Origin of the sequence: Actinocorallia sp. API 0066, from assembly GCF_020991275.1 — a bacterium.
GTDB lineage: Bacteria > Actinomycetota > Actinomycetes > Streptosporangiales > Streptosporangiaceae > Actinocorallia.
This window is the reverse complement of sequence record NZ_JAJLQY010000009.1, coordinates 138,565-165,516: the sequence shown is the minus strand read 5'-3', so window position 1 is coordinate 165,516 and position 26,952 is coordinate 138,565. Positions and strand designations below refer to the sequence as shown.

22 protein-coding genes are annotated in these 26,952 nt (G+C 70.3%); 8 read left to right on the top strand and 14 right to left on the bottom strand.

Going from position 1 to position 26,952, the window contains the following annotated elements; all coding sequences use genetic code 11:
- Positions 1-100: 100 nt before the first annotated feature.
- Together LO762_RS33625 and LO762_RS22465 are read left to right on the top strand one after the other, a co-directional pair.
- Positions 101-2,089, top strand: a complete 1,989-nt coding sequence (locus tag LO762_RS33625; RefSeq protein WP_374201587.1) for an alpha/beta hydrolase fold domain-containing protein — start codon at positions 101-103, stop codon at positions 2,087-2,089.
- A 219-nt stretch (positions 2,090-2,308) separates the two neighbouring features.
- Positions 2,309-2,563 carry a hypothetical protein gene (locus LO762_RS22465; protein WP_230617836.1) on the top strand — a complete coding sequence of 85 codons (255 nt, stop codon included), beginning with the start codon at positions 2,309-2,311 and terminating at the stop codon, positions 2,561-2,563.
- 52 nt (positions 2,564-2,615) lie between these two features.
- Here the strand turns inward: LO762_RS22465 and LO762_RS22460 are convergent, their stop codons facing one another.
- From LO762_RS22460 to LO762_RS22445, 4 genes are all read right to left on the bottom strand, one after another.
- A complete protein-coding gene (locus tag LO762_RS22460) occupies positions 2,616-3,194 on the bottom strand; it encodes a permease-like cell division protein FtsX (RefSeq protein ID WP_230617835.1) in 579 nt (192 codons plus the stop codon).
- Between the two features lies 1 nt (position 3,195).
- Positions 3,196-3,702 (bottom strand): RNA polymerase sigma factor, encoded by a 507-nt coding sequence (locus LO762_RS22455; RefSeq protein ID WP_230617834.1) that lies wholly within the window; start codon positions 3,700-3,702, stop codon positions 3,196-3,198.
- Between the two features lie 114 nt (positions 3,703-3,816).
- Positions 3,817-4,929: a CDP-glucose 4,6-dehydratase gene (gene rfbG / locus LO762_RS22450; RefSeq protein ID WP_230617833.1), complete on the bottom strand. Its 1,113-nt coding sequence runs from the start codon at positions 4,927-4,929 to the stop codon at positions 3,817-3,819.
- A gap of 9 nt (positions 4,930-4,938) precedes the next feature.
- On the bottom strand, positions 4,939-5,874 hold the full coding sequence (locus tag LO762_RS22445) for a helix-turn-helix transcriptional regulator (RefSeq protein ID WP_230617832.1): 936 nt from the start codon (positions 5,872-5,874) through the stop codon (positions 4,939-4,941).
- Between the two features lie 225 nt (positions 5,875-6,099).
- On the opposite strand from LO762_RS22445, the gene LO762_RS32750 reads away from it, so the two are divergent.
- Entirely contained in the window at positions 6,100-6,234 is a 135-nt protein-coding gene (locus LO762_RS32750; RefSeq protein WP_255687689.1) for a hypothetical protein, read from the top strand.
- A gap of 136 nt (positions 6,235-6,370) precedes the next feature.
- Here the strand turns inward: LO762_RS32750 and LO762_RS22440 are convergent, their stop codons facing one another.
- From LO762_RS22440 to LO762_RS22425, 4 genes are read right to left on the bottom strand one after another with little or no spacing between them, the layout of a single operon-like run.
- Positions 6,371-6,694: a hypothetical protein gene (locus LO762_RS22440; RefSeq protein WP_230617831.1), complete on the bottom strand. Its 324-nt coding sequence runs from the start codon at positions 6,692-6,694 to the stop codon at positions 6,371-6,373.
- A 17-nt stretch (positions 6,695-6,711) separates the two neighbouring features.
- Entirely contained in the window at positions 6,712-7,821 is a 1,110-nt protein-coding gene (locus LO762_RS22435) for a bifunctional RNase H/acid phosphatase (RefSeq protein WP_230617830.1), read from the bottom strand.
- On the bottom strand, positions 7,818-8,561 hold the full coding sequence (locus tag LO762_RS22430) for a zinc ribbon domain-containing protein (protein WP_230617829.1): 744 nt from the start codon (positions 8,559-8,561) through the stop codon (positions 7,818-7,820). The genes LO762_RS22435 and LO762_RS22430 overlap by 4 nt, the downstream gene beginning before the upstream one ends.
- Positions 8,558-9,361 (bottom strand): Nif3-like dinuclear metal center hexameric protein, encoded by an 804-nt coding sequence (locus LO762_RS22425; protein WP_230617828.1) that lies wholly within the window; start codon positions 9,359-9,361, stop codon positions 8,558-8,560. Before LO762_RS22425 ends, LO762_RS22430 begins: the two co-directional genes overlap by 4 nt.
- 124 nt (positions 9,362-9,485) lie before the next feature.
- Here LO762_RS22425 and LO762_RS22420 point away from each other — a divergent pair, with 124 nt between their 5' ends.
- Positions 9,486-9,860, top strand: a complete 375-nt coding sequence (locus LO762_RS22420) for a DUF6191 domain-containing protein (protein WP_230617827.1) — start codon at positions 9,486-9,488, stop codon at positions 9,858-9,860.
- Between the two features lie 140 nt (positions 9,861-10,000).
- Here LO762_RS22420 and LO762_RS22415 read toward each other — a convergent pair whose 3' ends face one another.
- Positions 10,001-11,092: an alpha/beta hydrolase gene (locus tag LO762_RS22415; protein ID WP_230617826.1), complete on the bottom strand. Its 1,092-nt coding sequence runs from the start codon at positions 11,090-11,092 to the stop codon at positions 10,001-10,003.
- Between the two features lie 291 nt (positions 11,093-11,383).
- Here LO762_RS22415 and LO762_RS22410 point away from each other — a divergent pair, with 291 nt between their 5' ends.
- The 4 genes from LO762_RS22410 to LO762_RS22395 all read left to right on the top strand — a co-directional run bounded on the left by LO762_RS22410 (position 11,384) and on the right by LO762_RS22395 (position 14,723).
- Complete coding sequence (locus tag LO762_RS22410; protein WP_230617825.1) at positions 11,384-13,117, top strand: bifunctional (p)ppGpp synthetase/guanosine-3',5'-bis(diphosphate) 3'-pyrophosphohydrolase; 1,734 nt, start codon at positions 11,384-11,386, stop codon at positions 13,115-13,117.
- Between the two features lie 152 nt (positions 13,118-13,269).
- Positions 13,270-14,100, top strand: coding sequence for an SAM-dependent methyltransferase (locus LO762_RS22405; protein WP_230617824.1), 831 nt, complete (start codon positions 13,270-13,272; stop codon positions 14,098-14,100).
- A 96-nt stretch (positions 14,101-14,196) separates the two neighbouring features.
- On the top strand, positions 14,197-14,469 hold the full coding sequence (locus LO762_RS22400; RefSeq protein ID WP_230617823.1) for a type II toxin-antitoxin system Phd/YefM family antitoxin: 273 nt from the start codon (positions 14,197-14,199) through the stop codon (positions 14,467-14,469).
- Positions 14,466-14,723 (top strand): Txe/YoeB family addiction module toxin, encoded by a 258-nt coding sequence (locus LO762_RS22395; protein ID WP_230617822.1) that lies wholly within the window; start codon positions 14,466-14,468, stop codon positions 14,721-14,723. The genes LO762_RS22400 and LO762_RS22395 overlap by 4 nt, the downstream gene beginning before the upstream one ends.
- Before the next feature lie 24 nt (positions 14,724-14,747).
- On the opposite strand, the gene LO762_RS22390 is transcribed toward LO762_RS22395, so the two are convergent.
- The 5 genes from LO762_RS22390 to hrpA all read right to left on the bottom strand — a co-directional run bounded on the left by LO762_RS22390 (position 14,748) and on the right by hrpA (position 26,702).
- Entirely contained in the window at positions 14,748-17,096 is a 2,349-nt protein-coding gene (locus tag LO762_RS22390; protein ID WP_230617821.1) for a GMC oxidoreductase, read from the bottom strand.
- A gap of 4 nt (positions 17,097-17,100) precedes the next feature.
- Positions 17,101-18,183, bottom strand: a complete 1,083-nt coding sequence (locus LO762_RS22385; RefSeq protein ID WP_230617820.1) for an alpha/beta fold hydrolase — start codon at positions 18,181-18,183, stop codon at positions 17,101-17,103.
- Between the two features lie 118 nt (positions 18,184-18,301).
- On the bottom strand, positions 18,302-21,151 hold the full coding sequence (locus tag LO762_RS22380; protein WP_230617819.1) for an AAA family ATPase: 2,850 nt from the start codon (positions 21,149-21,151) through the stop codon (positions 18,302-18,304).
- A 156-nt stretch (positions 21,152-21,307) separates the two neighbouring features.
- Entirely contained in the window at positions 21,308-22,879 is a 1,572-nt protein-coding gene (locus tag LO762_RS22375; RefSeq protein ID WP_230617818.1) for an ankyrin repeat domain-containing protein, read from the bottom strand.
- 10 nt (positions 22,880-22,889) lie between these two features.
- The gene (gene hrpA / locus LO762_RS22370) at positions 22,890-26,702 is read right to left on the bottom strand and encodes an ATP-dependent RNA helicase HrpA (RefSeq protein WP_374201590.1); all 3,813 of its coding nucleotides are present in this window, start codon (positions 26,700-26,702) and stop codon (positions 22,890-22,892) included.
- Between the last annotated feature and the right edge of the window lie 250 nt (positions 26,703-26,952).

Genomic DNA, 26,952 nt, shown 5'->3' with positions numbered 1-26,952 from the left:
GACCAGCATTCCACCGCGGGGAGCCGACCGACCAAGATCAGTGCACATTTCGTGCACATGAGGGTGCGAGGAGGCGGGAAACGATGAGAACTGGCCCGAAATGAAGAGGAGGGTTCGGGCTGGTCAGGGGGTGTTTTGGCTGGTCAGGGGGTTGGGGGTCTCCGTTCCCGGCTTACAGGCCGCCTCGTCCGCCCTCCCAGCTCTCCCCCGGAAGCCCGCTGCCAGGGTTGGGGGAGTTATTGCGGTTTGGGGGGAGTGGGGGTGGGAGGGGGTGTCTAGCGTGGGTTGGGTGAGGGGACGAGGCTTGGGAGGGGGAGGCATGAAGGTTGTGGTGGTGGGCGGGGCTGGGCTCGTCGGGAAGAAGGTGGTGGGGAGGCTTGAGGGGTTGGGGTGTGAGGTGGAGGTGGCGTCTCGGCGGAGTGGGGTGGATGTCGTGACGGGGGCGGGGGTTGTGGGGGCGTTGCGGGGGGCGGATGTGGTGGTGGACGTGAGTAACTCGCCGTCGTTCGAGGACGGTGCGGTCATGGGGTTCTTCACGGCTTCCACTCGGAATCTGTTGGAGGCGGAGGAAGAGGTCGGGGTGCGGCATCACGTGGTGTTGTCGGTGGTGGGGACGGGGCGGGGGTTGCCGGACAACGGGTATCTGCGGGCCAAGGGGGCGCAGGAGGATCTTGTGGCGGCGTCGGGAGTGCCGTACACGATCGTGCGTGCGACGCAGTTCTTCGAGTTCCTCGGGGGGATCGCGGACGCGGCGGAGGGGAAGGACGGTGTGGTGCGGGTGCCGCCCGTGGCGTTCCAGCCGATCGCGGCGGACGACGTGGCGGCCGTCGTCGCGGAGGCGGCGCTCGGGCCGCCGGTGAACGGGGACGTGGAGATCGCCGGGCCCGAGCGGTTCCGGTTCGACGAGGTGGTCCGGAAGGCGCTCAGGGCGCGCGACGACCGCCGGGAGGTCGTCGCCGACCCCGAGGCCCGGTACTTCGGCTCGCGGCTCCAGGAGCGCAGTCTCGTCCCCGAGGGGCGGCCCGAGCTGGGCGGGGTCACCCTCGCCGAATGGCTCGAATCCGAACGTCAACCGACAAACCCCCTAAGGAACAGCAGGAAAGACTCCGAAGGGAAGGCGAGAACGATGACGAAGCACGTACTGGAGCCCGCGGCGCAGGAGCTCGCGGACGCCACGTCCAAGCCTCCGTTCCTGTACGAGGTGGGGCCGGAGAAGGCGCGCAAGGTACTCGACGACATCCAGGCCGCGCCGTTCGAGAAGCTCCCGGTCGAGGAGAAGTGGGTGACGGTGCCCACCGCGGTCGGCGACGTCAGGGTCCGGCTCATCAAGCCGTTCGGCCTGGGCGGATCGCTGCCCGTGCTGCTGTACGTGCACGGCGGGGGCTGGGTGCTGGGCAACGCGGGCACCCACGACCGGCTCGTCCGCGAACTCGCCGTCGGCGCGCACTGCGCCGTCGCGTTCCCCGAGTACGACAGGTCGCCGGAAGCGCAGTACCCGACAGCGATCGAGCAGTCCTACGCGACGGCCCGGTGGCTCATCGAGCACGGCCAGGAGGAGGGCATCGACGCGTCCCGCATGGCCATCGCGGGCGACTCGGTAGGCGGCGACATGACCGCGGTGATCGCGATCCTCGCCAAGGACCGCGGCGACGTGACGTTCGTCCACCAGTCGCTGTACTACCCCGTCACCGACGCCGCCCAGAACACCGACAGCTACCGGGAGTTCGCTGACGGCCCGTTCCTCACCGCCAAGGCGATGGCCTGGTTCTGGGACTGCTACTGCCCGGACAAGGCGCTCCGCGACGAGATCACCGTCTCACCGCTGCGCGCCTCCGTGGAGCAACTGGCCGGTCTGCCTCCGACGCTCGTCATCGTCGACGAGAACGACGTGCTCCGGGACGAGGGAGAGGCGTACGCGCGCAAGCTCACCGAGGCCGGCGTCCCGGTGACGTGCGTCAGGTTCAACGGCATCCTGCACGACTTCATGATGCTCAACCCTGTGCGCTCCACCAACGCCGCGTCCGCCGCCATCACCCTGGCCACGGACGCCCTCAGGCACGCCCTGGGCACCCAGAAGGGCGTCCTTTAGTCAACTGCCCCAAGCCGCCGGCCGCCCTGTCCGCGACCGGCGGCTGAACCGCGCCCGGAGACGCCTGAGGGACGGTCTGGCGCGCACCCCATGTCGTCAGCGCGCGACGGCGCCGGGGGATGCGGCGGTTTCCCTGGTGTGAGGGGGTTTGCGGCGTCAGGGTGGCGGATGCTCTTCGCGTCGGATCGGGGATGCGTCACAGAGCGAGGAGCACGGGCGATGATCGGTGGGATCGAGCGGTTGATCCGGGCGCTGCCGGAGCCGCGGTACGGGGCGAGCGCGAACGTCGCGGCGGTGGTGGGCTTCCTGTTCGGCGGGATCGGGCTCGCGATCTACCTGCGGACGGTCGCGGACTTCCTCATCCCGGTGGGCATCGCGCTGGCCGCGATCGTCCTGTTCGGCGACCCGGGGTGGTTCGCGGGAGCCGTCATCGCGGGCATCTACGGCTATTTCCGGGTCTCCCTCCACGAATGAACCGGAGCGAGGCCGGGACCCCACGCGCGCGGAGCCGTGGGGTCCCGGACGCTCAGGGGACGTCGCCCGGCCAGGCGCCGGGCCGGGCGGGCTCGTCCACGACGGTGTCGATGCCGGGAAGCGTGGCGAGGGCGGCTCTGACGTCCGGAAGAGCGTCCTGCCTGGCCTGGATCCGATACGAGTCGGGGACGTCGCCGGGCTTGGCGCCCCGCAGAAGCCCCGGCGTGTCCTTGAAGAGCGCACGGAACCGCGCGTACACGGCCTCCTGGGACTCGTACGTGAAGGTCTCGACACCGGGGTGATCCGTAAGCGTCGCCGTGATGGCCTCGTGGTCGGCGGGCGTGGCGGCGCGCCGGTGGCAGCCCGGCTCGACGGACGTAGGAACGCACAGGTAGGCCGTGAGGTTGTAGCCGGACCGCGCGGGGGTGAGCGCCTGCGTCCCGGGAGCCGGACGGGGGTCGAGGTCCTGGGTGAGGTACGTAAGCGCGCCGACAGTGGCAGCCGCGACCAGGGCCGCCGCAAGGGGACGCGAGAAGCGGGAACGGGCGGGCATCGCGAAGTCCGGGACCTTGTCGATGCCGTGGGCGGCGGAGGCGAGGGCGTCGCGGAGACGGCTTTCGGTGGGCGTCATCTCAGGGCTCCAGGTGACGGGAGAGGGCGGTGAGGGCGCGGGAGACCGTGGACTTGGCGGTGCCCCGGGTGACGCCCATGGCCTGCGCCGTCTCCTCCTCGGTGAGGTCGAGGAAGTAGCGCAGGACGAGGGCTTCGCGCTGACGGGGAGGCAGCCGGTGCAGGGCGGTGAGGACCTGGCGGCGGTCCTCACTGAGGAGTGCCTCGGACTCGGCGGACCAGGCGGGCGGCTCGTGGGTGCGCCGCAGGGGGAGCCGGCGGGCCCGCAGGAGGGAGCGGCACCGGTTGAGGACGGCGGAGCGGGCGTAGGTGAGCGCCTTGTCCTTGTCGCGGAGTGACGGCCAGCGGCGGTAGAGGCCGAGGAACGCCTCCTGGACGACGTCCTGGGCCGCTTCGCGGTCGGCGAGCATCAGGTACGCGAGGCGGGTGAGGCCCAGGGCGTGGTCTCGGTAGAGCGCGGAGAAGGTGCGCTCGTCCACGCGGCGCGGGGGCGCCGTGTCAGCGGTCATGCCTCAGAGACGCACGGGAAGGCAGGAGGTTGCCTGCACGAGGCGGGAATTTCGAGAGAGCTGCGGAAAGGGCGCGAGACCCCACGATGCAGGAGGCACGGGGTACGGCTCACTCTACCGAATCGAACCGAGGTAATCCGCTATTTGCGCCAGAGTGAGCTCTCTGGCGGGTGTTCCAGAATAGAAACGCCGATACCAATCCACGGTTCGCTCGACCGCCTCAGACGCGTTCCAATGGGGAGACCATCCAAGTTCTTGCCTGGCCCGCGAAGAGTCTATGAGCAGGATGGCGTCTTCAGTGAAGTCTACATCGACAGGATACACAGGAACTTCTCTTCCCCAGACCGAAAATGCCTCATTTACTATTCCGTCGACTGTCAGCGCATCGCGGGCCTCGGGGCCGAAATTGAACGGACCACTATAGCGCTCTGGCTCTCGGGCAAGGTGAACACCAAGCCGGAGATAGCCGAAAAGCGGATCAAGCACATGCTGCCACGGCCTTACTGCGCGTGGAGACCTGAGCGGTAGACTGCCAGCACTTACCAATGCGACAGCAATATCCGGGAGAAGGCGTCCCGGAGTCCAATCTCCTCCTCCGATTGAATTACCAGCCCGGGCCGACGCGACGCCCATGAGTGCATGGCGGGAATTATTCCGACCCCAGAAGGAAGGCGACGCAACCTGATAGGAGGATATGACCATCTCTGCAGCAGCCTTGGAACCAGTAAGCGGATCCCCTCCACCGAGTCTGCTTTCCTCCGTCTTCACGGAGCTACCTGGGGCATAACTCTTGTCACTAGTTACACAAATAATGGCTTCCACCGAATCCGACCTTCGCGCGGCCTCCAAAATATTCACGGTGCCCATGACATTCGTCTCAAAAGTCTCTCTGGGAAGATCCTGCGCCTCTCGAACCAATGCCTGAGCAGCCAGATGAAACACTACCTGCGGCCTGACCGAATCGATAAGTTCCACCAGCATGGGATAGTCGAGGACATTGCCGATGAAGCTTCCCGGTTTTTGGTCGATACCCATCTCTAGAAAGTGGCTTGGCCTCGTCGTCGGCGGGAGAGCGATTCCATACACATCACAACCGATGGATTCGAGGATCACGTACAGCCATGACCCCTTGAAGCCCGTATGCCCAGTGATCAGTACCCGCTTTCCCGCATAAAAACTGACCACCTCCCCGTCTAGCATATTACCCGACATCGTCGGCGACCCCATCCAGAAACACTACGGCCTCAATCCCTGTTCCCATTGCAGTCGAAGATCATCAGCAAAGAAGTTGAAGGCGGAGGCGGCATCCGCATGACCCGACCGGAAGGTGAACACAACTCCGCGGTGCTGGCTGTGATGGGCGGAACGGGGTTGCACACGGATCAACGAAGCCCCATCCTCTGCCACACCGGTCGCCCTCGTCAGGAGGGCACCATCCCGCATTATGGCCGTAAAGGGCGGTATATTCCTCAAGAATCGGTAATAGAAGGAGCTACCGTACGACACCGTGTACTTGCCCCTCAACAGAGCCTCCACCTCTTCGAGCTCGGCACCGACGTCGATGAGTTCCTGCTGCCGAAGGCGAGCGACGTCGTCTGAACGCGGATGAAGAATGAGAACACCGACGCATACTCCTCGCGAAAGAATATGATCGAGATCTCTCGCCAATAGCGTGAGTGTACTTTTCGCCGTGACTCCAGAGATCACCACCTCGCTGGACGCCTCTCGGATGAATCTTCCGGGAGGCACAGAATGGAATTCGGAGCCCCTGACCTCCATGCCAACGAGGCCAAAACTTTCATAAGTGACCAGCGGAGCCGTCACCACGCCCATCCCGGAAGTCTCAATATTGGCTACGGCCGGAAATTCGGCTGCGGAGGCAGCGCGTTCCCATGCCAAGCGCCACTCAACAAGGCCCACTCCGGAAATCCCGCATTCTTCAACGAAGGCGAGCACGATTGCTTTACTTGGCAGTCTTCGGCCAGCCAACATGTCCGAAAGAGTAGATCTGGAAAGAGGAACTCTCTTGAACTTCGTCGCCACTTCCAGTCTTCGAAGCGGTACTTTTCCTGCGCGAATACGCAGGACCCGAAGCACCCTCGCCAACTCTTCCACCGAGCTAACACTGGCAAGTTCAAGATCACTGGTATGGGGCGGGTCGGCAGCGTGCATCAAGTCGTCCGTCCGTGTCCGACGATGTCCTACGAGTGTAGACAGGCATGCAAGCACGCGTCCGAAAGCGTCCTACATCCGCATCACAAACCCTCTGCGCAGACGTGATGTCGGAGGGATCTAGCGCTCGGCTCTGTAGGACGTCCACTTGGCCGCCAAGACTGCAAGGAAACATTGCCAACGCCCACAGGGCACCGCCGGAACAGTTTACGAGGAGCCGACACAATGACCCAGCCGGAACCGAAGAACAACCGCAGCGACCGGAGCATCATGCTGCGTCTGCAGATCGCCATCGAACTGATCAAACTCACCATCTGGACCACGATCAAGATCGTTTTCGAAATAGTCCGCAGCCGCTGAGACCCGCCCACTCGCCTCAGGGACGGGTCTCGGGCCCGGCGACCCGTCCTGCCGAGAGTGAGAACTCTGGATACCTCCGAGTGCGCGCACAACGAAGGTCCGGGAAGTGGGACCCCACGGGTGTGGGGTGGGTGGGTCAGGCGGGGACGGCGGTGGAGGCGGCCTGGGCTATCTCGTCGGTGAGGGAGAGGGGGATGGTGACGGCGAAGTCCCAGGTCTCGTCGTCCTGGCCCACGAGGATGACGGCGTTGCCCTGGTGGTGGACCCAGAAGGCGGGGGCGCCCGCGCAGGTGCCGGCGCCGATGGAGCCGGAGGTCTCCCAGTCGGTGTCGCGAATGGCGGCCAGCCTGGCGAATTCGGCGGGGATCGCGCGGATGTTGATCTCCCAAGCCTCGGACCGCAGTGTCACCGTGGCGACCGGGTCCATGTCCCGCCCGGCGTCGAACGTCATGCTCACCATGGCCCCATCCTCCCGTATCACGTCAAGTAGTGCGTCTCGTTCAACGACCGTACGACGGCGGGCCCGTCGTCGTACCAGTCGACGGTGCACAGCGACGCCGTGTCCAGATGGACCCGGTAGAGGATGGTGTCGGGTGCTTCGAGCGCGAGCTGCACCAGGGTCTTGATCGGCGTCACGTGGGAGACGACGAGGACCGTCTGGCGGCGGTAGCGCACGAGGACCTTGTCCCGGGCCGTCGCGACCCGTTTCGCGACCGCTGTGAAGCTCTCACCGCCCGGCGGGGCGTGCCCGGAGTCCGAGAGCCACGCCGCGAGGTCGTCCGGCCAGCGCTCGGCGACCTCGGCGAAGGAGTGGCCCTCCCAGGCGCCGAAGTCCGTCTCGCGGAACCCCTCCTCGGTGCGGATCTCCGCGCCCGTGACGGCCGCGACGGCCTTCGCCGTGTCCTGGGCCCGCCGCAGGGGGGACGCCACGATGACGTCGATCCCCGCAGGCTCCAGGTGACGGGCGGCGGCCTCGGCCTGGGCGCGTCCCACGTCCGTCAGGGGGATGTCGCCGACGCCCGCGAAGCGCCGCTCCACCGACAGGGGCGTCTGCCCGTGCCGGAGCAGGAGGGTGCGGGTCGGTTCGGTGGACGGAGGCAGCCAGCCGCCCTTGGGCGGCGCCGGAGCGGGCTCAGGGGCGGCGACGGGAGGGGAGGGCGACCACGTCTCCCCCCGGGCCGCCGCGTCCATCGCCGCGTTGGCGAGCGCGTCCGCGCGGGTGTTGCGCGCGCGCGGCACCCACGTGTAGACGACGGCCGAGAAGCCGGACGCGGCATCGCGCGCCTCCAGGGCGAGCGGCTTCATGTCGGGGTGCTTGATCTGCCAGCGTCCCGACATCTGCTCGACGACGAGCTTGGAGTCCATCCGCACCTCGACCCGCGCCCCCGGATCGACGGTGGCGGCGGCCCGCAGGCCCGCGATGAGCCCCCGGTACTCGGCGACGTTGTTGGTGGCCCGTCCGATGGCCTCGGCCGCCTCGGCGAGCACCTCGCCCGTCAGCGCGTCCACGACGGCGGCGCCGTACCCGGCGGGCCCGGGGTTGCCGCGCGACCCGCCGTCGGCCTCGACGACGAGTTTGCGGCTCACAGCCCGGACTCGGGGGTGCGGACGAGGATGCGGCGGCACTCCTCGCAGCGGACGATGTCGTCGGCCGCGGCGGCCCTGATCCGGTTCAGGTCGGAGGTGTTGAGGGCGAGGCGGCAGCCCTGGCACTGGCCGCGGGTGAGCGCGGCGGCCGCGACGCCGTCGAACTGCTCGCGGAGCTTCTCGTACAGGGCGAGGAGGTCGCCGGGGATGTCGGCGGCGACGCCCTTGCGCGCGTCGGTGGTGAGCCCGGACTGGCCGGAGATCTCCTGCTCGGCCTTGGCCTTGCGCTCGTTCAGGTCGGTGAGGGTGACGTCCAGCTCACGCTGCTCGGCCTCGACGGCGGTGACGCGCGCCTCCGCCTCCTCACGCCGTTCCATGATCTCCAGGACGACCTCCTCCAGGTCGCTCTGCCTGCGTTCGAGCGAGGTGATCTCGGACTGGAGGCTGGAGAGGTCCTTGGCGGAGGTGACCAGGCCGGAGTCGAGCCGCTTGCGGTCGCGGTCCGCGCGCGCGCGGACCTGGTCGACGTCCTGCTCGGCCTTGGCCTGCTCGCGGTCGAGGTCGGCGAGGTCGGTGCGGGCGCGGACGAGCTTGTCGCGCAGTTCGCCGATCCTGCCTTCGAGGGCGGCGAGTTCGGCCAGTTCGGGGAGGGTGCGCCGCCGGTGGGCGAGGCGGTTGAGGCTGGTGTCCAGTTCCTGCAGGTCGAGCAGGCGCAGCTGGTCTCGGGGTGCGGCTTTCACTGGACTCCTTCGGCGGCGTGGGTCCACGCGTCGGTGACGAGCGTGGACACCCGGGTCTTGACGTGTGGGCTGAGGAGGGCGGCGAGGTCGGCCAGCCAGGGCCATTCGGTGGCCCAGTGGGCGGCGTCCACGAGCGCCATGGGGCTCGTCTCCAGGGATTCGGAGACGGGGTGGTGGCGTAGGTCCGACGTGAGATAGACGTCGGCTCCGGCGCGCCGTGCGGTCTCGATCAGCGAGTCGCCCGCTCCGCCGCAGACGGCGACGGTGCGCACGGTCTGCTCGGGGTCGCCCGCGGCGCGCACGCCCCAGGCCGTCCGGGGCAGGGCGGCGGCGGCCCGCGCGGTGAACTCGCGCAGCGGAAGCGGCTCGGGCAGTTCGCCGATCCGGCCGTGGCCGCGCCGGGGGTCGGCGGGGGACGGCTCCAGCGGCCGCAGCGCGCCGACGACGCCGACGGCCCGCGCCAGCGCGTCCGACACGCCCGGGTCGGCGACGTCGGCGTTGGTGTGCGCGGTGTACAGGGCGGTGCCGGCGCGGATCAGCCGGTGCACGGTGCGGCCCTTGGGCGTGCTCGCCGGTACCCCGTTGATGCCGCGCAGCAGGAGCGGATGGTGGGTGATCACGAGTTGGACGCCCTCGGCGAGCGCCTCGTCGATCACGGCGGCGACGGGATCGACGGCGAGGAGCACCGAGGCGACCTCGGCCTCGGGATCACCGCACACGAGCCCCACCGCGTCCCAGGACTCCGCCCAGGACGGGTCGTATCGGCCCTCGATCTCCTGGATCAGTTCGGAGAGACGCACGTCCGAAAGGTTATCGTGGTTTCGCACCGGTCTTCCTGGATCCGAGGCCGGGGCGCTAGCGTGCGGTGGGCGGCCGCACGCGATCAAGGGGATCAAACTCGGCCGCGCAATCGTTGGAGAGTCTGTGAAGTCACCTTTCCGCCGCCGCAAGCGGTCGAAGAAGGCCGAGGAGATGGCCCGCAAGGCCAAGCTCGAGGCCAAGATGGCGGTGCCTGAGTGGGCCCGTGAGGGCACCGGCGGCGGGGGCCTGATGCAGTCGTTGCGCGGCGACGGCGAGGCCGGGGCCGGGTTCGGCGCCGGGATCTTCGAGGATCTGCACGCGGCGTTCAGCGGCGCGAAGAAGATCCAGCTGCAGGAGCAGGAGGCGGAGAAGCTGCGCCGGGTGGACGACCACGAGCAGGCGGGCGACGCCCCCCGCAACGTCCGTCCCGACCTGGATTCGGGCCGTATCCGGATCACCCCGCGCAAGCCGACCCCGCCGCAGAACACCGACGACTGACCCCGGCCGCCGCGCCGCCCTTTTGACGGCCCGTGCCAGGCCGCTCAGATCAGAGCGCCCCGCACAGGCGTCACAGGTGGCCGGCAGCCCGGTGTCAGAACTCAAGGCGTACCCGCTCTCCCCGGGGCGACAGCGCGCCCTCACCTCCGGTGCAGCGCCGTGTCCCTGTCCTTCCGCGTGGGCCGCATCCCGTGCTGCAGCGTCGCCTCGTCGAGCCAAGCCCCGAGCCGCGTCCAGGTAGTCCGTCGCGCCGTCCGGGCCGTCAGCGCCCCCAGGTGCCCCCCGGCGGCGGTGGTGAACCGGACCTCGCGGGTTCCCGTCAGCAGCCGCGTCAACGGGTAAACCGCCCGCAACGGCGCCAACGCGTCGTCCCGCCCGGCCACCACGAGCACGGGTATCCGGATCCGTGAGAGCGGCACCGGCTTCCCCCCGACCCTGGGTTCGCCCGACGCGAGATCCCCGCGCCGGTAGAACCGCTCGTAGGCGCGGGCGGCGGCGCGTCCCGGCTCGCCCAGATCGTGGGTGAACGCGTCGACGGCCTCCCGGTCGGCCAGGAAGTCGGGGTCGGCGAGATGTGCGAGAAGTGTTATCGGACGCCTCAGACAAGTGTCGATTCCGAGCATCTCATATCCGCGCCGGGCGAGCGGCGGAGAAATTCTCCCGAACGCGCCGAGCAATACCGGATCGGCGCCGCCGGTGAGTGTGTCGAGGGGGCCGAGCGCGCTTCCGGGGGGTGCCGCGGCGGGGTCGGCGGGGGTGGCGAGGGTGGCGACGGAGGCCACCGGGAGCCCCGGGTCGGCGGCCGCGGCGAGCAGTGCGAGCGCCCCGCCGAGGGACCAGCCGACGAGCTGGACGGGCCGCTCCCCCGCGTCGAGGCTGACCCGGCGGACGGCGTCCGGGAGCGTCTCGCCGACCCACGCGGTGAGGCTCTGCTCCCTGTCTCCGGCGCAGAAGTCCAGCAGGTAGACGCGCCTTCCGGTGCCGACGAGGTGGGCGGCGAGGCTTCCGTCGCGGCGGAGGTCGAAGGCGGTCGAGGCGCCGGGGACGGGCGGCGGGACGAGCAGGACGGGCGGCCCGGTGGCGATCACCGAGCCGGCCGGGCGGTACCGGATCAGGCCGGTGCCGAGCGGGTCGGCGGGGGTGGGCGTGAGGTCGGCGACGGCCCCGTGCGCGAGTCGGTGCGCGGTGAGCGCGGCCGCGTTCCGGATCTTTTTCGGGGAGGGAAACACCACATCAGTATTTCACGGTGAATCACGACCCGATTTCAAGGACCGGACTCGGACATCTTTGACCTGCGTCGATTCTGCCGTAGCAGACGATCGGGTGTCGATTATCACATCGTGATGTCGGAAACGTTAAATCAGACTCCGGGCACACGGAGTGACGAATGCCCGCGCGGTGCGGCCCGGACCGGGAACCTACCGGCCGGTCCGCCCTGGACAGCCGCCCGCGCACCCCCATAATGGCAGCTACATTCGGTCACTGATCATGTTCCGGGCGGTAGGTTGACGACGAGCTGGCCTTTGACGGGACGCCGCGCGGCGGCGGGTTGGCGGACGTGGGCGCGGGTGCCGCGCCCGCCGGGACGGGCCGGATCCGGCCCCGTGGACGCGGTGGAGCCGCTCGTCGCGGCGTTCCGCGCGGCGCATCCGGCGTCGGATCCGGCGGAGCTGCGCCGGGCGTACGAGGTGGCGGAGCGGATGCACCGCGGCCAGATGCGCAAGTCCGGCAATCCGTACATCACCCATCCGTTGGCGGTGGCGACGATCCTGGCCGGGCTCGGCATGGACCGCACCTGCCTCGTCGCCGCGCTGCTGCACGACACCGTCGAGGACACCGCCTACACGCTGGGCGAGGTCCGCGTGGACTTCGGCGACGAGGTCGCCGTCATCGTGGACGGCGTGACGAAGCTCGACGGCGCCCGCTGGGGCAAGGAGACCGCCGAGGCCGAGACGTTCCGCAAGATCGTGCTGGCCGCCGCCGCCGACCTGCGGGTCCTCATCATCAAGCTCGCCGACCGCCTGCACAACCTGCGGACGCTGGGCGCGCAGCCGCCGCACAAGCGCGAGCGGATCGCCCGCGCGACGCTCGACCTGCTCATCCCGTTCGCCGACCGGCTCGGCCTGCACGTCCTCAAACGCGAGATGGACGACCTCGCGTTCGCCACCCTCGACCCCGACGCGTTCACCGAGACGCAGGCGAAGGTGGCCGAGGTGCTTCCGCGCGTCGAAGCAGAGCTGGGGCCCGCCGCCGAGATGATGCGCGCCGCGCTGGCCGAGCACGGGGTGCGCGCAAAGGTCGAGCTGCGCCCGCGCCACCTGTACAGCGTGCACCGCACCCTGCCCGGCGACCTGGACGGCCTGCGCACCAGCGAGGTCATCCGGTTCCTCGTCCTCGTGGACGGCTCGGAGCAGGACTGCTACGTCGCTCTGGGCGCCGTCCACGCGGCGCTGCACCCGATCACCGGAAGGGTGAAGGACTACATAGCGATCCCCCGGTTCAACCTGTACCGGGCGCTGCACACGGTGCTGATCGGCCCCGAGGGCGACATGCTGGACGTCATGATCAGGACCCGGCAGATGCACGAGGTCGCCGAGTACGGGGTGATCGCGCACATCAGGCAGGGCGACAAGGGCGAGGCCCCGGTGGGCGAGTTCGCGGGCCGCCGCGACCTAGCGTGGCTGGCCCGGCTACTCGCCTGGCAGTCCGACGCCCCGTCCGCGACCTTCCTGGACGGCCTGCGCACCGACCTCGCCGAAGGCAACATGCCGGTCTTCACCCCCGAAGGGATGATCGTCCCACTCCCCCCGCGTTCGACGGCTTTGGACTACGCCTACGCCCTCGATCCCGAGACGGGCGAGCACAGCATCGGCGCCCTCATCAACGGCAGACTCGCCCCCCTCTCCGCCGAGGTCCGCCTGGGCAACGTCGTCGAGGTCCTCACCGCCCCCGACGCCTGTCCGGGCCCCGACTGGCTCTCCTTCGCCCGCACCGCCCAGGCCCGAGTCCACATCCAACGCTTCCTGGACGCCCAGGCCACCGACGAAGCCGCCCTCACCGGCCGAGAAGCCCTCCGCAAGGCCCTAGCCACCCAAGGCATCGACCTCCTAACCGCCGAAACCGCCGGCGACTCCCTGGCGATAGCCCGCTCCCTAGGCCACAGCACCCCCGAATCCCTCTACCTCGCCATAGCCTCCGGCACCCTCCCCCTCCCCACCGCCCTCCCCCACTTCACCACCCGCCACCTCCCCTCCTAACCAACAACCCCCAACCCCAACCCCTCCAGCCACTTGACGGGCTCTCGGGTTCAGGTGCGGGATGGGGTGAACCGCTTGCGTGGGGCGGCGGACGGCTGCAAGGTGATCTTTGTTGGGTTTTGTTTTGGGTGTTCTGGGAGGGATGGCGCTTTATGTCTGCTGGCCGTGATGAGGAGGTGTCCGCTGCGGTGGACGCCGGGGCGAGGATTGACGAGTCGGTGCCGCATTCGGCGCGGATGTGGAACTACTGGCTGGGGGGCCGGGACTACTACGCGATCGACAAGATCGTCGGCGACCAGATCATCAACGAGTTCCCCGGTATCCGGGACGTGGCCCGGCAGTCGCGGGCGTGCCTGGGGCGCATGGTGGCGCACCTCGCCGGGCAGGAGGGCATCCGGCAGTTCCTCGACATCGGCACGGGCCTGCCGACCCATGACAACACCCATGAGGTCGCCCAGCGGGTCGCGCCCGAATGCCGGGTCGTCTACGTCGACCACGATCCCCTGGTGCTGGTGCACGCCCGAGCCCTGCTCACCGGAACCGACGAGGGGCGGACCGCCTACCTCGAATGCGACGTCCGCGACCCGGCCCGCATCCTCGAAGCCGCCGCGAAGACCCTGGACTTCACGCGGCCGATCGGCCTCATCCTCTTCGGGATCCTGGGGAACGTGATCGACGACGCCGAGGCCGCCGAGATCGTCCGGACCCTGGTGGACGCGCTGCCGTCGGGCAGCTTCGTGGCGCTCAACGACGGCACCGGCGTCCTGGACAAGGAAGGCCGCGAAGAAGCCATCCGCATCGCCATCGAACAGGGCTCCACCCCGTACGTGGCCCGCACCCCCGACGAACTGGCCGGCTTCCTCGACGGACTCCAACTCCTCGACCCCGGCGTCGTGTCCACCTCCCAATGGCGCCCCAACCCCACCGAGGTCGGCACCCCCCAGAACGTCGACGCCGCCTGCGGCCTCGCCAGAAAACCCTGACACCCCCGCGTCCCGTCCCACCGGCCGTCGCTGTTCGTCCGGAGCTTGCGTCCTATGTACGTGATCACGTACGCTTTGTGGAAAAGAGGGGGACAGATGCACCCGATGTCCGCGAGCGAGTTCCGCTCGAACCTGGCGGCCGCCCTGGACCGTGTCACCGAGGATCTTGACGAGATCGTGGTGACCCGGGCGGGCCGCGAACCGGCTGTTGTGATCAGCCTGCGCGAATACGAATCGTTGAAGGAGACCGCGTTCCTCCTCGGCGTCCCCGCCAACGCCCGACACCTCGCGGCTTCCATCCAGAGCCTGCGCGTAGGGCAGGTCGAGCCGCACGAACTCCTTGAGGAAGAGGACCAGGACGCCGAGTGAAGATCCTTTTCACGCCCGAAGCCTGGGACGACTATCTCTGGTGGCAGCGGAACGACCGTGCCACTCTCAGGCGACTGAACCGGCTCATCGAAGACATCTGCCGCAACGGCTACGAAGGCATCGGCAAGCCCGAGCCGCTCCGGCAGAACCTGGCGGGCTTCTGGTCACGTCGCATCACCGCGGAACACCGCGTCGTCTACGCCGTGCAGGCTGACACCGTCCAGATCATCGCCTGTCGCACGCACTACGAGTGACCAGCCGAGCCGGCCGGGACGGGGTTAGGCGGGGGTGTGGTTGGTGGGGCCGTAGACGTCCCAGAGTTCGCCGAGGAAGAAGCGGCCGAAGCGGGTGAGGGCTTTGAGGTCGTCGGGGCCGTCGGTGCGGAAGGTGGTGAGTTGTTCCAGGAAGTCGGCGAGGCGGATGTGGAGGGTGCCGGCGCCCAGGACGGAGGTGGGGGCCGGGTGGTCGGGGTCCGGGGCGGGGACGTGGCCGTCCAGGACGCGGTAGTAGAGGGTTGTGGTGTCGGGCCAGATGTGGGTGGGGGGGCCGACCTGGATGTCCTTCCAGCCCGCGAGGGTGCGGGGGGCGCCGTGCACGTCGGTGAAGTGCAGGAGGTAGCGCATCTCGCGGCGGTCGGCGTCACCACCGGGGGTGACAAAAAGGTTGAAGGAGCCGTGTTCGACGCGGCGGCGGCCGCCGAAGGACGCCGCCTCGATCCAGCCCTCGGCGCGGGCCAGCCGCGCCGGGTCGCGCAGGAAGCGTTCGACGTCGTCGGCGGTGATGGTCAGGCGGAACGACAGCCGCTCGCCCGCCTCCCCGCCGTGCGGCTCGGTCGCCCCCGCGACGTAGCCGCCCTTCATCTCCTCGGTGAACGACAGGCCCGTCGCCCCGCGCGGACGAGGCGGCGTGGCGGCCCCCCCGGCCGCCCCCGCCCCCGTCCCGGCGCCCGCCAGGCTCTCGACGTCCCCGTGGAGCATCTGGCGGCTCATCCGCTCCGCGAGCGCCGCGATGGTCAGTGACGGGTTCGCCCCCACCGGACCCGGCATCGCGGACCCGTCCGCGATGTACATTCCGGGCAGCCCGAAGACCTCGCCGAACGGGTCGCACACGCCCTCGCCGGGGTGGCGGCCCAGCGGCGCGCCGCCGAGCGGGTGCACGCTGACGACGCGTTTGCGCAGCCAGAGCGGACTGTCGGCGTAGTCCGCGCCGAGCACGTCGCCGATCCGCCGCATGGTGGCGCGGACCCGTTCGAAGTAGGCGCGGCTGGTCTCGACGGTCCAGTCGGCGGTGAGCCGTCCGTCGCGGTCCAGGCGCAGCACCCCGTCGGGGATGTCGCGGCCCATGCCGAGCAGCGGCAGCGCGTGCGCCGAGACGGACTTGCCGGTGAGCAGCTCGGAGATCTCGGCCGAGAGGTTGGTGTCGCGCTCGCCGGACAGGAAGTCGGTGAACCTGTCCCACAGCAGCCGGACGGCGCGCGTGATCTGGCCGGGCACGTCGAGCCCCGCCGTCATCCAGTCGACGAACCCCGGGTAGCCGCCTTCCTCGATGTAGGCGCCGCGTTCGGTGCCGATGCCGTCGAGCTGGTCGGGCAGCCGGATCGCGCTGGTGATCACCGGCCCCTTGGCGACGTCGAGCGGCCCGGTGCGGGCGCTGTTCTTGACGCCGGTGAGGAACGTGAGCAGGTCGCCGTTCCCACACAGCCGCGTGCCGAGCGCGGAGCTGATGCCCGGCAGCTTCGAGCGCAGCAGCAGCCGTGTGGTCCCGAACGTGCCGGCGGCCAGGACGAGCCGGGCGCAGCCCAGCGTCCCGGTCGCCGTCCCGCCGGTCGCCGGATCGTGCCGCCGGTAGTCGACGAGGTAGCCCCCGCCGTCGCGGCGCCTGATCCGGAGCGCCTCGTGCAGCGTCCGCAGGTCCGCCCCCCGATGGGCCGCCGCCGACAGGTAGGTGTGGTCGAGGGTGTTCTTGGCGCCGGCGTTGCAGCCGATGTCGCACTCGCCGCTCAGCCTGCAGGTGCGCCGTTGCACCCCGTGCAGGTTGGGGTACCCCCGGTCCGCGATGGGCTTCCCGGGCTCCGGCACGGCCCCTGTGTGCGTGCCGAAGCTGACGGCGAGCGGCGGACGGAACCAGTCGAGCCCCAGCTCGGCTGCCGCGTCCTGCATCGCGAGGGTCTTGGGGGTCTGGGCGTACGGCGGGTGCTGCACCGGGTACGGTTCGACGCCGATGGTGTCCTCGGCCAGTTGGTAGTACGGGTCGAGCTCCTTCCGCGTCACGGGCCAGTGCTCGTAGCCGCCCCCCGGCAGCCGCTGCTCGTGGACGAACCACTTCTCGTCCTTGCGCAGGAGCACGTTCGCGTAGATGAGGGAGCCGCCGCCCAGCCCCGAGGAGACGACCGCGTCGAATCCTTTGAAGCGCCAGACGTCGAACATCCCGTAGAGGTTCTCGTCCGGGTCCCAGAAGGCCCGGCCGAGGTCGGCGGGGGTGCGCGGGAAGTCGCCCGGCGCGTAGGGCCGCCCGCGTTCCAGCACGACGGTCGTCTGTCCCGCTTCGGCGAGCCGGAGCGCGGCGACGGATCCGCCGAACCCTGACCCGATGACGACGGCGTCGACCGTCTCCACCACCCCGGACATCGGTTCAGACCGCCTTTTTCTTGAGGAACTCGACGATGCGCGGGAAGACGTCCTCATGCGCCTTCTTCCCGACGAACGGATCGACGTGGCCGTAACCGGGGAGCAGCTCCAGTTCGTGCCTGCCGGGTGCCGCCTGTTCCAGGGCGGCGTGGGTGACGATGTTGGAGTCGGTGAAGACGTGGTTCTCCGTCCCGGCCAGGAACAGGATCGGGGTCTGGACCGACGCGAGGTCGGCCGTGACGTCGGGGAGGCGGGTCTCCTCGGCGGAGAACGGCACGATGTGTCCGGCGTCGATCATCTTGTGGACGTGCCGGTAGTAGTGGACGCCGCTGGCCCCGCACAGGTCGGCCATCCGCGCGTGCGTGACCTCGTGCAGCGTCTCGTGGGAGAACATCGCGGGTTTGCCGTCGCCCCACATGAAGCTGAGCATGTGGCACGCGGAGTCCCGGCATTCGGGATGGAACAGCGAGACCACCCGGGAGAAGATCTTGCGCCGGGTGAACCAGGGCGCGTCCCCGAACCTGGGGTCGAGGACCGGCATGCCGAGCCCGTACTCGGCGAGCGCGGGCCCGAACCGCAGTTTCAGCGACGCCCACCTGGAGACGCGCGGGTGCAGCGAGACGCTGTTGGCGACGACGCTGCTGATCCCGTCGACGAGTCCGCCGAAGAGGCTCGCCATGAACGTCACCGAGCCGAGGCAGTGCGCGATGACGTGGATCCTGCGGTCTCCGACGACCTCCCGGAGCGCTTCGAGGGCGGCCGGGTGGTCGTAGGCGGCGACGTCGTCGAGGGTGAACCGGTGGGTCTCCATGTCGTAGGGGAACCGGTTGCTCATCCGGTAGTCGAGCGTCCACACGTCGGTGAACCCGTGGTCGAGCAGGTGGGTCACCAGGTTGGTGTGCTCGGGCATGATGAACATGTCCCGCGACAGGGTGAGCCCGTGGATCAGGAGCACGACGTCGTCGCAGTCCGCCCGGTGGAAGCGGGTCAGGCTGAGCCCGAGCCCGTCCTCGGTGGCGAACAGTCGCTCCGACATCTCCGTGCCGGTCACCCCTTTGAGGGTGAACCTGGGAATCCTGTCGGTCATCTTCCTTGCCCTTCCGCGGCGCCGCGGCGGTGTCCCGCCGACACCAACTCTCCCGCAAGCCCCACTTATCGGACATCGTGGGAAACACGGAGGTTCCCCCGTAGGTGTGCGGTACGGGTCACCCCGAGACGGAACCCGTAGCCTCGCGTCCGTCCGTGCCCGGATCCCCGAGACCACGGACCGCGCCGGCCACCCCCACCCGCGAGGCGACCTCCAGCTTGCTGAAGATGTTCGACAGGTGCGTCTCGACGGTCCGCACACTGATCACGAGCTTGTCCGCGATCTGCTGGTTCGTGTAGTCCTCGGCGACGAGCAGCGCGACCTCGAGCTCGCGCCGCGACAGCCCGCCGGGGCCGCCGCGCCCCTTGGCCCGCGCGACCGGCACCCGCACCCCCCGCGCCCGCTGCTCCCGGACGGCCTGGGCGTGCAGCCCCTCGGCCCCGTGCTCCGCGAACAGCGACGCGGCGACGGACAGGTCGGCCAGCGCCGTCTCCCGGTCCGCCTCAAGGACGCCGGCGGTGAGCCGCGCCCTGCCCCGCTCGATCGGATGCCCGTCCAGCAGCTCCGCGGCCCGCCGCGCCCGTGACGCCGACAGCTCGGCGTGCGCCCCGGCGAGTTCCGCGAGCCCGGCGCCGAACTCCCACTCCTCCTGGAGCGAGCCCGCCGCGAGCCCTGCCCAGCGCCGCGCCTCGCCCAGATCGCCGCGCGCCGCCTCGGCGCCCGCGAGCAGTTCGGCGCACGACAGCAGCGTCGCCGGGTCGAGCACGGGGTCGTCGAAGTCGCGGCAGGCGGCCCGCAGCTCGCGGACGCCCTCCTCCGGCCGTCCGTCGGCGAGCAGCGCCACGCCGTGCGCGTGCCGGGACATCGAGCCCCACACCTCGCCCTCGCCGGTGCCCGTCGCGCGCGCTTCTTCGGCGCAGGCCAGCGCGCGCGCTGTGTCGCCCGCCCAGGCGGCGGCTAGGCAGCCCTGCGTCTGCGCGAACACGAGCTGCATGCCGGAGCCGATCATCCGGGCGAGGTCGGCCGCCTCCTCGGCGGCGGCGGAGGCGGCGCCGAGCGCGCCCGCCATCGCCGACGCGCGGGCCTGCCCGGCGAGCATGTTCGAGACGACGTAGCCCATCTCGTGCGGCCTGGCGATCGCGACGAGCCGGGTGAAGTGCCGGACGGAGCGGTCGGGCCGTCCGATGAGCACCTCGGTCCAGCCGAGCCAGGTGAGGATGTCCATCCAGTCGACGAGGTGCTCGTCGGGGGTCAGCGCGAGCTGCTGCGCGGCCGTCTCCAGGAACCGGTACGCCTCGCCCGTCCGGCCCGCCGCGTGCGCGGGCAGCCCCCGCAGCGCGGCGACCGCGACGTCGAGGCCGGGCGGCCAGTCGCGGCTGATGTCGGGGATGAGGTCGAGAACGGCCTGGGCGGCCCTGCTGTCGTTGCGCAAAAGGCTCTCGGCCACCAGGCGCAGCCGCAGCGGTATCGCGATCGCCGACTGCCGCACCGGCAGCCGCTTCAGCTCGGCGAGCAGCACCGCGCGCGCCTGCTGCGGCCGGTCGAGCTGGCGTTCCACCAGGGCCAGCGCGCGGACGGCGATGGCCCGCATGATCTGGTCGTCCTCGGGCAGCAGGCCGAGCACCTCGATCGCGGTGCGCCGGGCGTCCTCCAGCCTGCCGCTGGACAGCTGCGCCCGGACCAGCTCCACGAGCAGCCCGAACCGGCGCGGCTCACTCGGCGGCATCAGCCGCAGCGCGGCGCGCAGCCGGTGCACCGCGGTGGCCGGGGCGGGCCCGGCGGCGGCGCGGGCGGCCGCGACGAGCACGTCGATCGCCGTCTGGTCGCCGAACCGCGCGGAACGTTCTACGTGCCGGGCCCGGACGCTCGCGGGCGCGCCCAGCGCCGTCAGGTGGGCGGCGACCCTGCCGTGCGCGGCCAGGCGCCAGCCCGCGGCGGCCTGGAGGTAGACGGCCTGCCTGACGAGCGGGTGCCGGAACCGGAACCGGCCGGGCGCCGAAGGCCGCACCACGTCCCGCGCGACGAGCTCGTCGATCGCCGACAGGGCGAACTCCTCGCTGATGTCGGCGGCGACGGCGACGAGCACCGGGTCGAACTCGTCGGCCGCGACGGCGGCGCCCTGGGCGGCGACCTGCGCCCCCGCCGAGAGGCGGCTCACCTCAAGCAGCAGCGCCGCCCGCACGGCCCGAGGCAGCTCGTCGGCCTCGTCGGCGTCCTCCTGCGCCCGTTCGCCGCGCGCGAGGGCGTCCAGGTAGAAGGGGTTGCCTCCGCTCGCGTCATACAGGCGGCGGCAACGCTCGGCCGAAGGGTCGCCGCCGAGCAACTGGGCGGCCTCCTCCAGGCTGAGCGGCCCGACGGTCACCTGTTCACCCGCCTCGGCCAGCGCGCCCAGCCTCGGCATCGCCTGGACGGGCCGGTAGGCGATCGCGACGAGGACCCGGCCGCGCGGCGGGTGCCGGACGAGGTGGTCGAGGAGTTCGACCGTCGCGTGGTCGGCCCAGTGCAGGTCGTCCAGGATGAGCACGAGGCCGTCGTCGCGGGCCAGCTCGTCCAGAAGCTGCCGGACCGCCTTGTGCAGCCGGTAGCGGCCCGGCGCGCCCGTCGCCTCGCCCGCCGCCGCGTCCTCCAGCGCCGGGAAGACGGTGCCGAGCAGCCGGACGGCGCCGGGACCGAGCCTGCGCGGCACCTCCGGAGACGACTCCAGGTGGTCGTCCAGCGCGTCCACGACGGCCCCGTAGGGCATCTCCTCGTCGAACTCGGCGGCGCGGCCCCACAGGGTGAGCCGGCCTTTGCCGCGCGCGGCGGCGGCCAGTTCGGCGAGCAGCCGGGACTTGCCGACGCCCGGCTCACCGACCAGCGACAGGAAGGAGAAGTCCGGCCGGGCGAGGATCTCGGCGAAGGCGGCGAGGGTCTCGGCTCGTCCGACCAGGCGGTCCGGCGTCGGCGTCGGGGGCGGGAGGTCGGACACGGGCGACACCTGAGGGCTCCGGGAGGGGGGACATGCGACGCACGGAGTGCGACAACGGAGGATGAACGTTCAATCTATCTTCATCGGTGATCCGCGAGTAGTGTCACACGACGCAGAGCGCCGGGCGGTTCGCGTTAAGCAGCCGTGCCCGAAACGTCACCCCGAGGTGGCGAGGAACGCCTCCCGCCAGACCCCGTGCAGCTTGTGCGACTCGGCGAGCGGGCGGCAGCGCAGCACGTCGGCGTGCAGCTCCCGATCGCCGAGCCGGGCCGCCGACTCCAGCGCGACGTCGAGCGTGTAGTTGTCGAGGTTCGGGTCGGTGAGCAGCCTGCGGATGCCCGCCTTGGCCCTGGGGTCGCCGCGCTCGGCCAGGCCGCGCGCCGCCTCGGCCAGCACGACCAGGGACGGGTCCGCCAGCCTGCGGGCCAGCGCGTCGCGGATCTCCGGCCCGTCGGCCTCCAGCAGGCCGAGCGACATCGTGGCCCAGTCGCGCACGTACTCGTGGTCGTCCTCGGTGAGCCGGATCAGCTCGGCCGTCTCCATCGGGTCCTCAGGCGGCAGCACCCGGGTGAGCGCGTAGCCGACGGCGTCACGGACCCGGTGGTCGGGGTGCCGGGCGTGCCCGAGCAGCTCGGGCAGCGCGACGACGTCGCCGTGGTCGCTGAGCGCCAGCACGACCGCCCTGAGCAGCACCGGATCGGCCTCCTCACGGGCCATCCGGCGCAGCAGCGGCAGCGCCCGGCTCCGGTGCGCCGGATCGGCCAGCACCCCCACGCCGAGCGTGCGGTGCAGCGGATCGGGATCGTTGGCCAGCGCGAGCGCCTGGTCGAGCGCCTCGGCGTCGTCGCGCTCACGCAGCACCCGGACCGTCTCGGCCCAGCCGGGACGCTCCGTCGGATGCCTGCGGGACTCGGCGGCCGTCGGACGCAGATAGCGGAACTCCATCGCGCGGCGGACCAGCTCGTCCACCGGAGTCCTGATGCCCATCCGCTGCTCCAGGATCGTGGCGATCGCGCCGTGGCCCGTCTGGAGCTCGCACTCGGCGCCGTCGAACTCGCCCCGGCGCCCGGCCGCCACGCTGATCAGCTCCGTCTCGTCGTCCTGCTCGGTGCGGGTGACGACGACCTCGTGGCCCGGCTCGTCGAACGTCTCCCGCTGGCGGCGGCGCAGCTCGGCCTCGATGTCCACGCCCGTCCAGCGCAGCGCCAGATCCAGGGCGGTGCGGCCCTCGGCGTCCGTGGCGGCCGGGTCGGCGCCGTGGCCGAGCAGCAGCCTGACGACGTCCACGGCCCCGCGTTCGGCGGCCAGGTGCAGCGGCGGGGTGCGGGTCGCGACGTTCGGGTCGGCGCCGTGCCGGAGCAGCAGCGACACCACGGCGGTGTGCCCGCCCGTCGCCGCCCACTTCAGCGGCGTCCAGTCGAACGACTCGGTGCGGTCGGGCTCGGCTCCGCCCTCCAGCAGCGCGGCGACCGTCTGGTCGTGGCCCCAGCAGGCGGCCCCGCACAGCGGCAGGCCGTCGCTGTCGCCCAGGCTCGCCCGGTTCGGGTCGGCGCCTGCCTCCAGCAGCGCCCGGACCGCCTCGCCGTGCCCGGCGACCGCCGCCGCGTACAGCGCCGTGGTGCCCTCGGAATCGGGCAGGTCGGGCGGCACGCCCTCGGCGAGCAGCTCGCTCACCCGGTCGAGCTTTCCCGCCCGTGCGGCGTCGACCAGCGCTTCGTCCCCCGACATGCAAGTGTCATTACCGGGGGCGCGCTTCGGTAATCGCCTTCCTGATCCGTTTGTCGGAGACCGGGTACCTGGTGCCGAGCGACTGCGCGAACAGGCTGACCCGGTACTCCTCGATCATCCAGCGCACGTCGGCGGGGCGGCCGGCCCGCTCCCAGTCGCCGCGCACCCCCGCCACCTGGGCCATCAGGAGCCTGTCGCGGTTGGGGTTCTCGGGCAGCCGCTCCAGCCGGTGCTCGATCGCCCGCAGGTAGCGCAGCAGGTCCGGCAGCCGGGCCAGGCCCGTCTCGGTGACGAACCCGGGATGCACCAGCTCGTCCAGCTGGGCCCTGACGTCGGTGAGCGACGGCACCAGCACGAGGCTGTTCGTGGTCTTGAGCCTGCGCTGGACGGCCTGGTGGGAGCCGAGGACCCGTTCGGTCCAGCCGAGGATCTGGGCGGCGGTGTCGGCGAGATCGGCCCGGACGGCGTCGTACAGCTTCCGGTAGCCGTCCTCGGTCCAGGGGACGCCGCCGTGGTCGGCCATCAGCTTGTCGGCGGCCGCATCGGTGACGTCGGCGAACAGCTTCGCGACGGACCCGTGCGGGGTGTGCGCGAGGGTGAGTTTCGCCTGGTTCGTCAGCCCATTCTGCAGGTGTTTGGCCGGGGAGGGGGCGTTGAGCAGGAGCATCCGGCGGACGCCGGGCCACATCGCGGCCCGCTGCTCGTCCTCGGTGCCGAACGTCCGGATCGCCACCGTTTCGCCCTGGTCGACCAGGGCGGGGTAGGCCCGGAGCCTGCCCTGTTCGTGGAGGCGGGGCAGCTCCGGGAAGTCCCAGGTGGTGAGGCCGGTGCGCTCGATGCCGGACGACCTCGCGAGGGTCTGCTGCTGGCGGGGGGCGAGGTCGCGTTTGAGCTTGGCGAGATCCTTGCCTTCGGCGAGGCGTTTGCGGCGTTTGTCGATGACGCGGAAGGTCATCCGGAGGTGGTCGGATATCTGGCCGGGCTGCCACGACTCGGAGGCGACCGTGACGCCCGTCATCGCCTTGAGTTCCGCGCTCAGGGCGTCCACGAGGGAGCCCTGATAGGGGACGAGCCGTTCCAGGACACGGCGGGCGAAGTCGGGCGCCGGGACAAAGTTGACGCGGGTCTGCTTCGGCAGCGCCCGGATCAGGGCCGTCACGAGATCCTGGCGCAGGCCGGGGACCATCCAGTCAAAACCGTCCTCGGACACCTGGTTGAGCAGGTGCAGCGGGATGTGCGCGGTGACGCCGTCCGCGTCGGCGCCGGGCTCGAACTGGTAGGTGAGCTTGAACGTCAGGTCGCCCTGCCGCCACGTGTCGGGGTAGTCCTGCTCGGTGACCTCGGCGGCCGTCTCGTGCACCAGCATGGACTTCTCGAAGGCGAGCAGATCCGGCTGGACCCGCTGCTCCGTCTTCCACCAGGCGTCGAAGTGGGCGCCGGAGACGACGTCGGCCGGGACGCGCTGGTCGTAGAAGTCGACGAGGGTCTCGTCGTCCACCACGATGTCGCGGCGGCGGGCCCGCTCCTCCAGTTCGCCGACCTCCGCGAGGAGCTTGCGGTTGGCGTGGAAGAAGCGGTGGTGGGTCTCCCAGTCGCCCTCGACCAGGGCGTGCCTGATGAACAGGTCGCGGGACAGCTCCGGGTCGATCCGCCCGTAGTTGACCTTGCGGTTCGTCACCAGCGGGACGCCGTAAAGCGTCACCTTCTCCAACGCCATCACGGCCGCCTGGTTCTTCTCCCAGTGCGGCTCGCTGTAGGAGCGCTTCACCAGGTGCTGGGCGAGCGGCTCCACCCAGTCCGGCTCTATCTTGGCGTTGACGCGGGCCCACAGCCGCGACGTCTCGACCAGCTCGGCCGAGACCACCCAGCGGGGGTTCTTCTTGAACAGGCCCGAGCCGGGGAAGATCGCGAACCTCGCCCCTCTCGCGCCTGAATAGTCGCGCTTCTCGGCGTCATAGAGGCCGATGTGCGAGAGCAGGCCGGACAGAAGCGACACATGGATCTTGTACGGGTCGCCCGGTGTTGTGTTGGCGGTGATGCCCAGATCCCGGCCGACCTGCTTGAGCTGGCCCACGAGGTCCTGCCACTCACGGATGCGCAGATAGTGCAGGAAGTCGTTCTTCAGGCCGCGCCGGAACTGGCTGCCCGAAAGCTCCCGCTGCTGCTCCCGCACGTGGTTCCACAGGTTCAGGTAGGCCGCGAAGTCGCTCGTCGGGTCCTTGAACCTGGCGTGCCTCTCGTCGGCCGCCTGCTGTTTGTCCGACGGGCGCTCACGCGGATCCTGGATCGAGAGGGCCGCCGCGATGACCATGACCTCGTTGACGCAGCCGTTGGCGTCCGCCTCCAGGATCATCCGGCCCATCCTGGGGTCCACCGGCAGGCGGGCCAGCTTGCGGCCGATCTCGGTGAGGGTGCGCTCGCCGTCCAGCGCGTGCAGCTCGTGCAGCAGGTCGAAGCCGTCCTTGACGGCGCGGCGGTCCGGCGGGTCGATGAACGGGAACTTCGCCACGTCGCCCAGGCCCAGGCTCGTCATCTGGAGGATGACCGACGCCAGGTTGGTGCGCAGGATCTCCGGGTCGGTGAACTCCGGCCGCGAGACGAAGTCGTCCTCGTCGTACAGGCGGACGCAGATGCCGTCCGAGGTGCGGCCGCAGCGGCCCTTGCGCTGGTTCGCGCTCGCCTGCGAGACGGCCTCGATAGGCAGCCGCTGCACCTTCAACCGCGTGCTGTAGCGGGAGATCCGCGCCGTGCCCGGGTCGATCACGTACTTGATGCCCGGAACGGTCAGGGACGTCTCCGCGACGTTCGTGGCCAGCACGATCCGGCGGCCCCGGTGCGGCTGGAACACCCGGTGCTGCTCGGCGTTCGACAGCCGCGCGTACAGCGGCAGGATCTCGGTGTTGCGGTACTGCTTCTTCGCGAGGGCGTCGGCGGCGTCCCGGATCTCCCGCTCACCGGACAGGAACACCAGGATGTCGCCCGGAGCCTCAAGGCTGAGCTCGTCCACGGCGTCGCAGATCGCCTCGGCCTGGTCCACGTCGTCCTCCGGCGGACGGTAGCGGACCTCGACGGGGTACGTCCGCCCGGACACCTCGATGATCGGGGCGTCGTCGAAGTGCCGGGAGAACCGCTCGGGGTCGATCGTCGCGGAGGTGATGACCACCTTGAGATCCGGGCGCCTCGGGAGGAGCTGCTTGACGTAGCCGAGGATGAAGTCGATGTTCAGGCTGCGCTCGTGCGCCTCGTCGATGATCAGCGTGTCGTAGCCCTCCAGTGCGCGGTCGTGCTGGAGTTCGGCGAGCAGGATGCCGTCCGTCATGAGGCGGACGAGCGTGTCGTCGCTGGAGTGGTCGGTGAACCTGACCTTGTAGCCGACGACGCCGCCGAACGGGGTGTCCAGCTCTTCGGCGATCCGCTCCGCGACCGTCCGGGCCGCGAGCCTTCTGGGCTGCGTGTGCCCGATCAGCCCCTTGACGCCCCGGCCCAGCTCCAGGCAGATCTTCGGTAGCTGCGTCGTCTTCCCCGAGCCCGTCTCGCCCGCCACGATGACGACCTGGTGGTCCCTGATCGCCGCCGCGATGTCGTCCTTCTTCTGGCTGACCGGCAACTGCTCCGGATACCTGAGCTCCGGCACCGCCGCAGCCCTGGTGGCGACCTTCAGCTCAGCCGCCTCAAGCTGCCGCAGCACCTCCCCCTGGACCTTCGCCCGCCGCCCCTCGTCCCTGATCTTCCGCGTCCCCTCCCACCGCCGCCCCAACCGCACGGCATCCCGCACCATCACCCCGCCCAGACGTCGACGCAGCTCACCGGCAGAAACGAACACACCACTCACAACCGCCAAGGATAAGCGCCCCCCAACCCCCCGGCGCAAAGCATTAATGAGCCCTCCCCCACACCCCTGGTGAGTCTGCCGGGACCAGGCCCGGGTCAAGGAGGCGACTTCGGTCTTGATCGCCCGACGGGGCGGGTGGGGTGGGGGCTGGCATAAATCTTGTTTAAGGGGATTTGCAACACAGGACACAAACATCACACTTGCCTGACCAGTGGGATGCCGTCGTGTTGCTGTGGGAGAT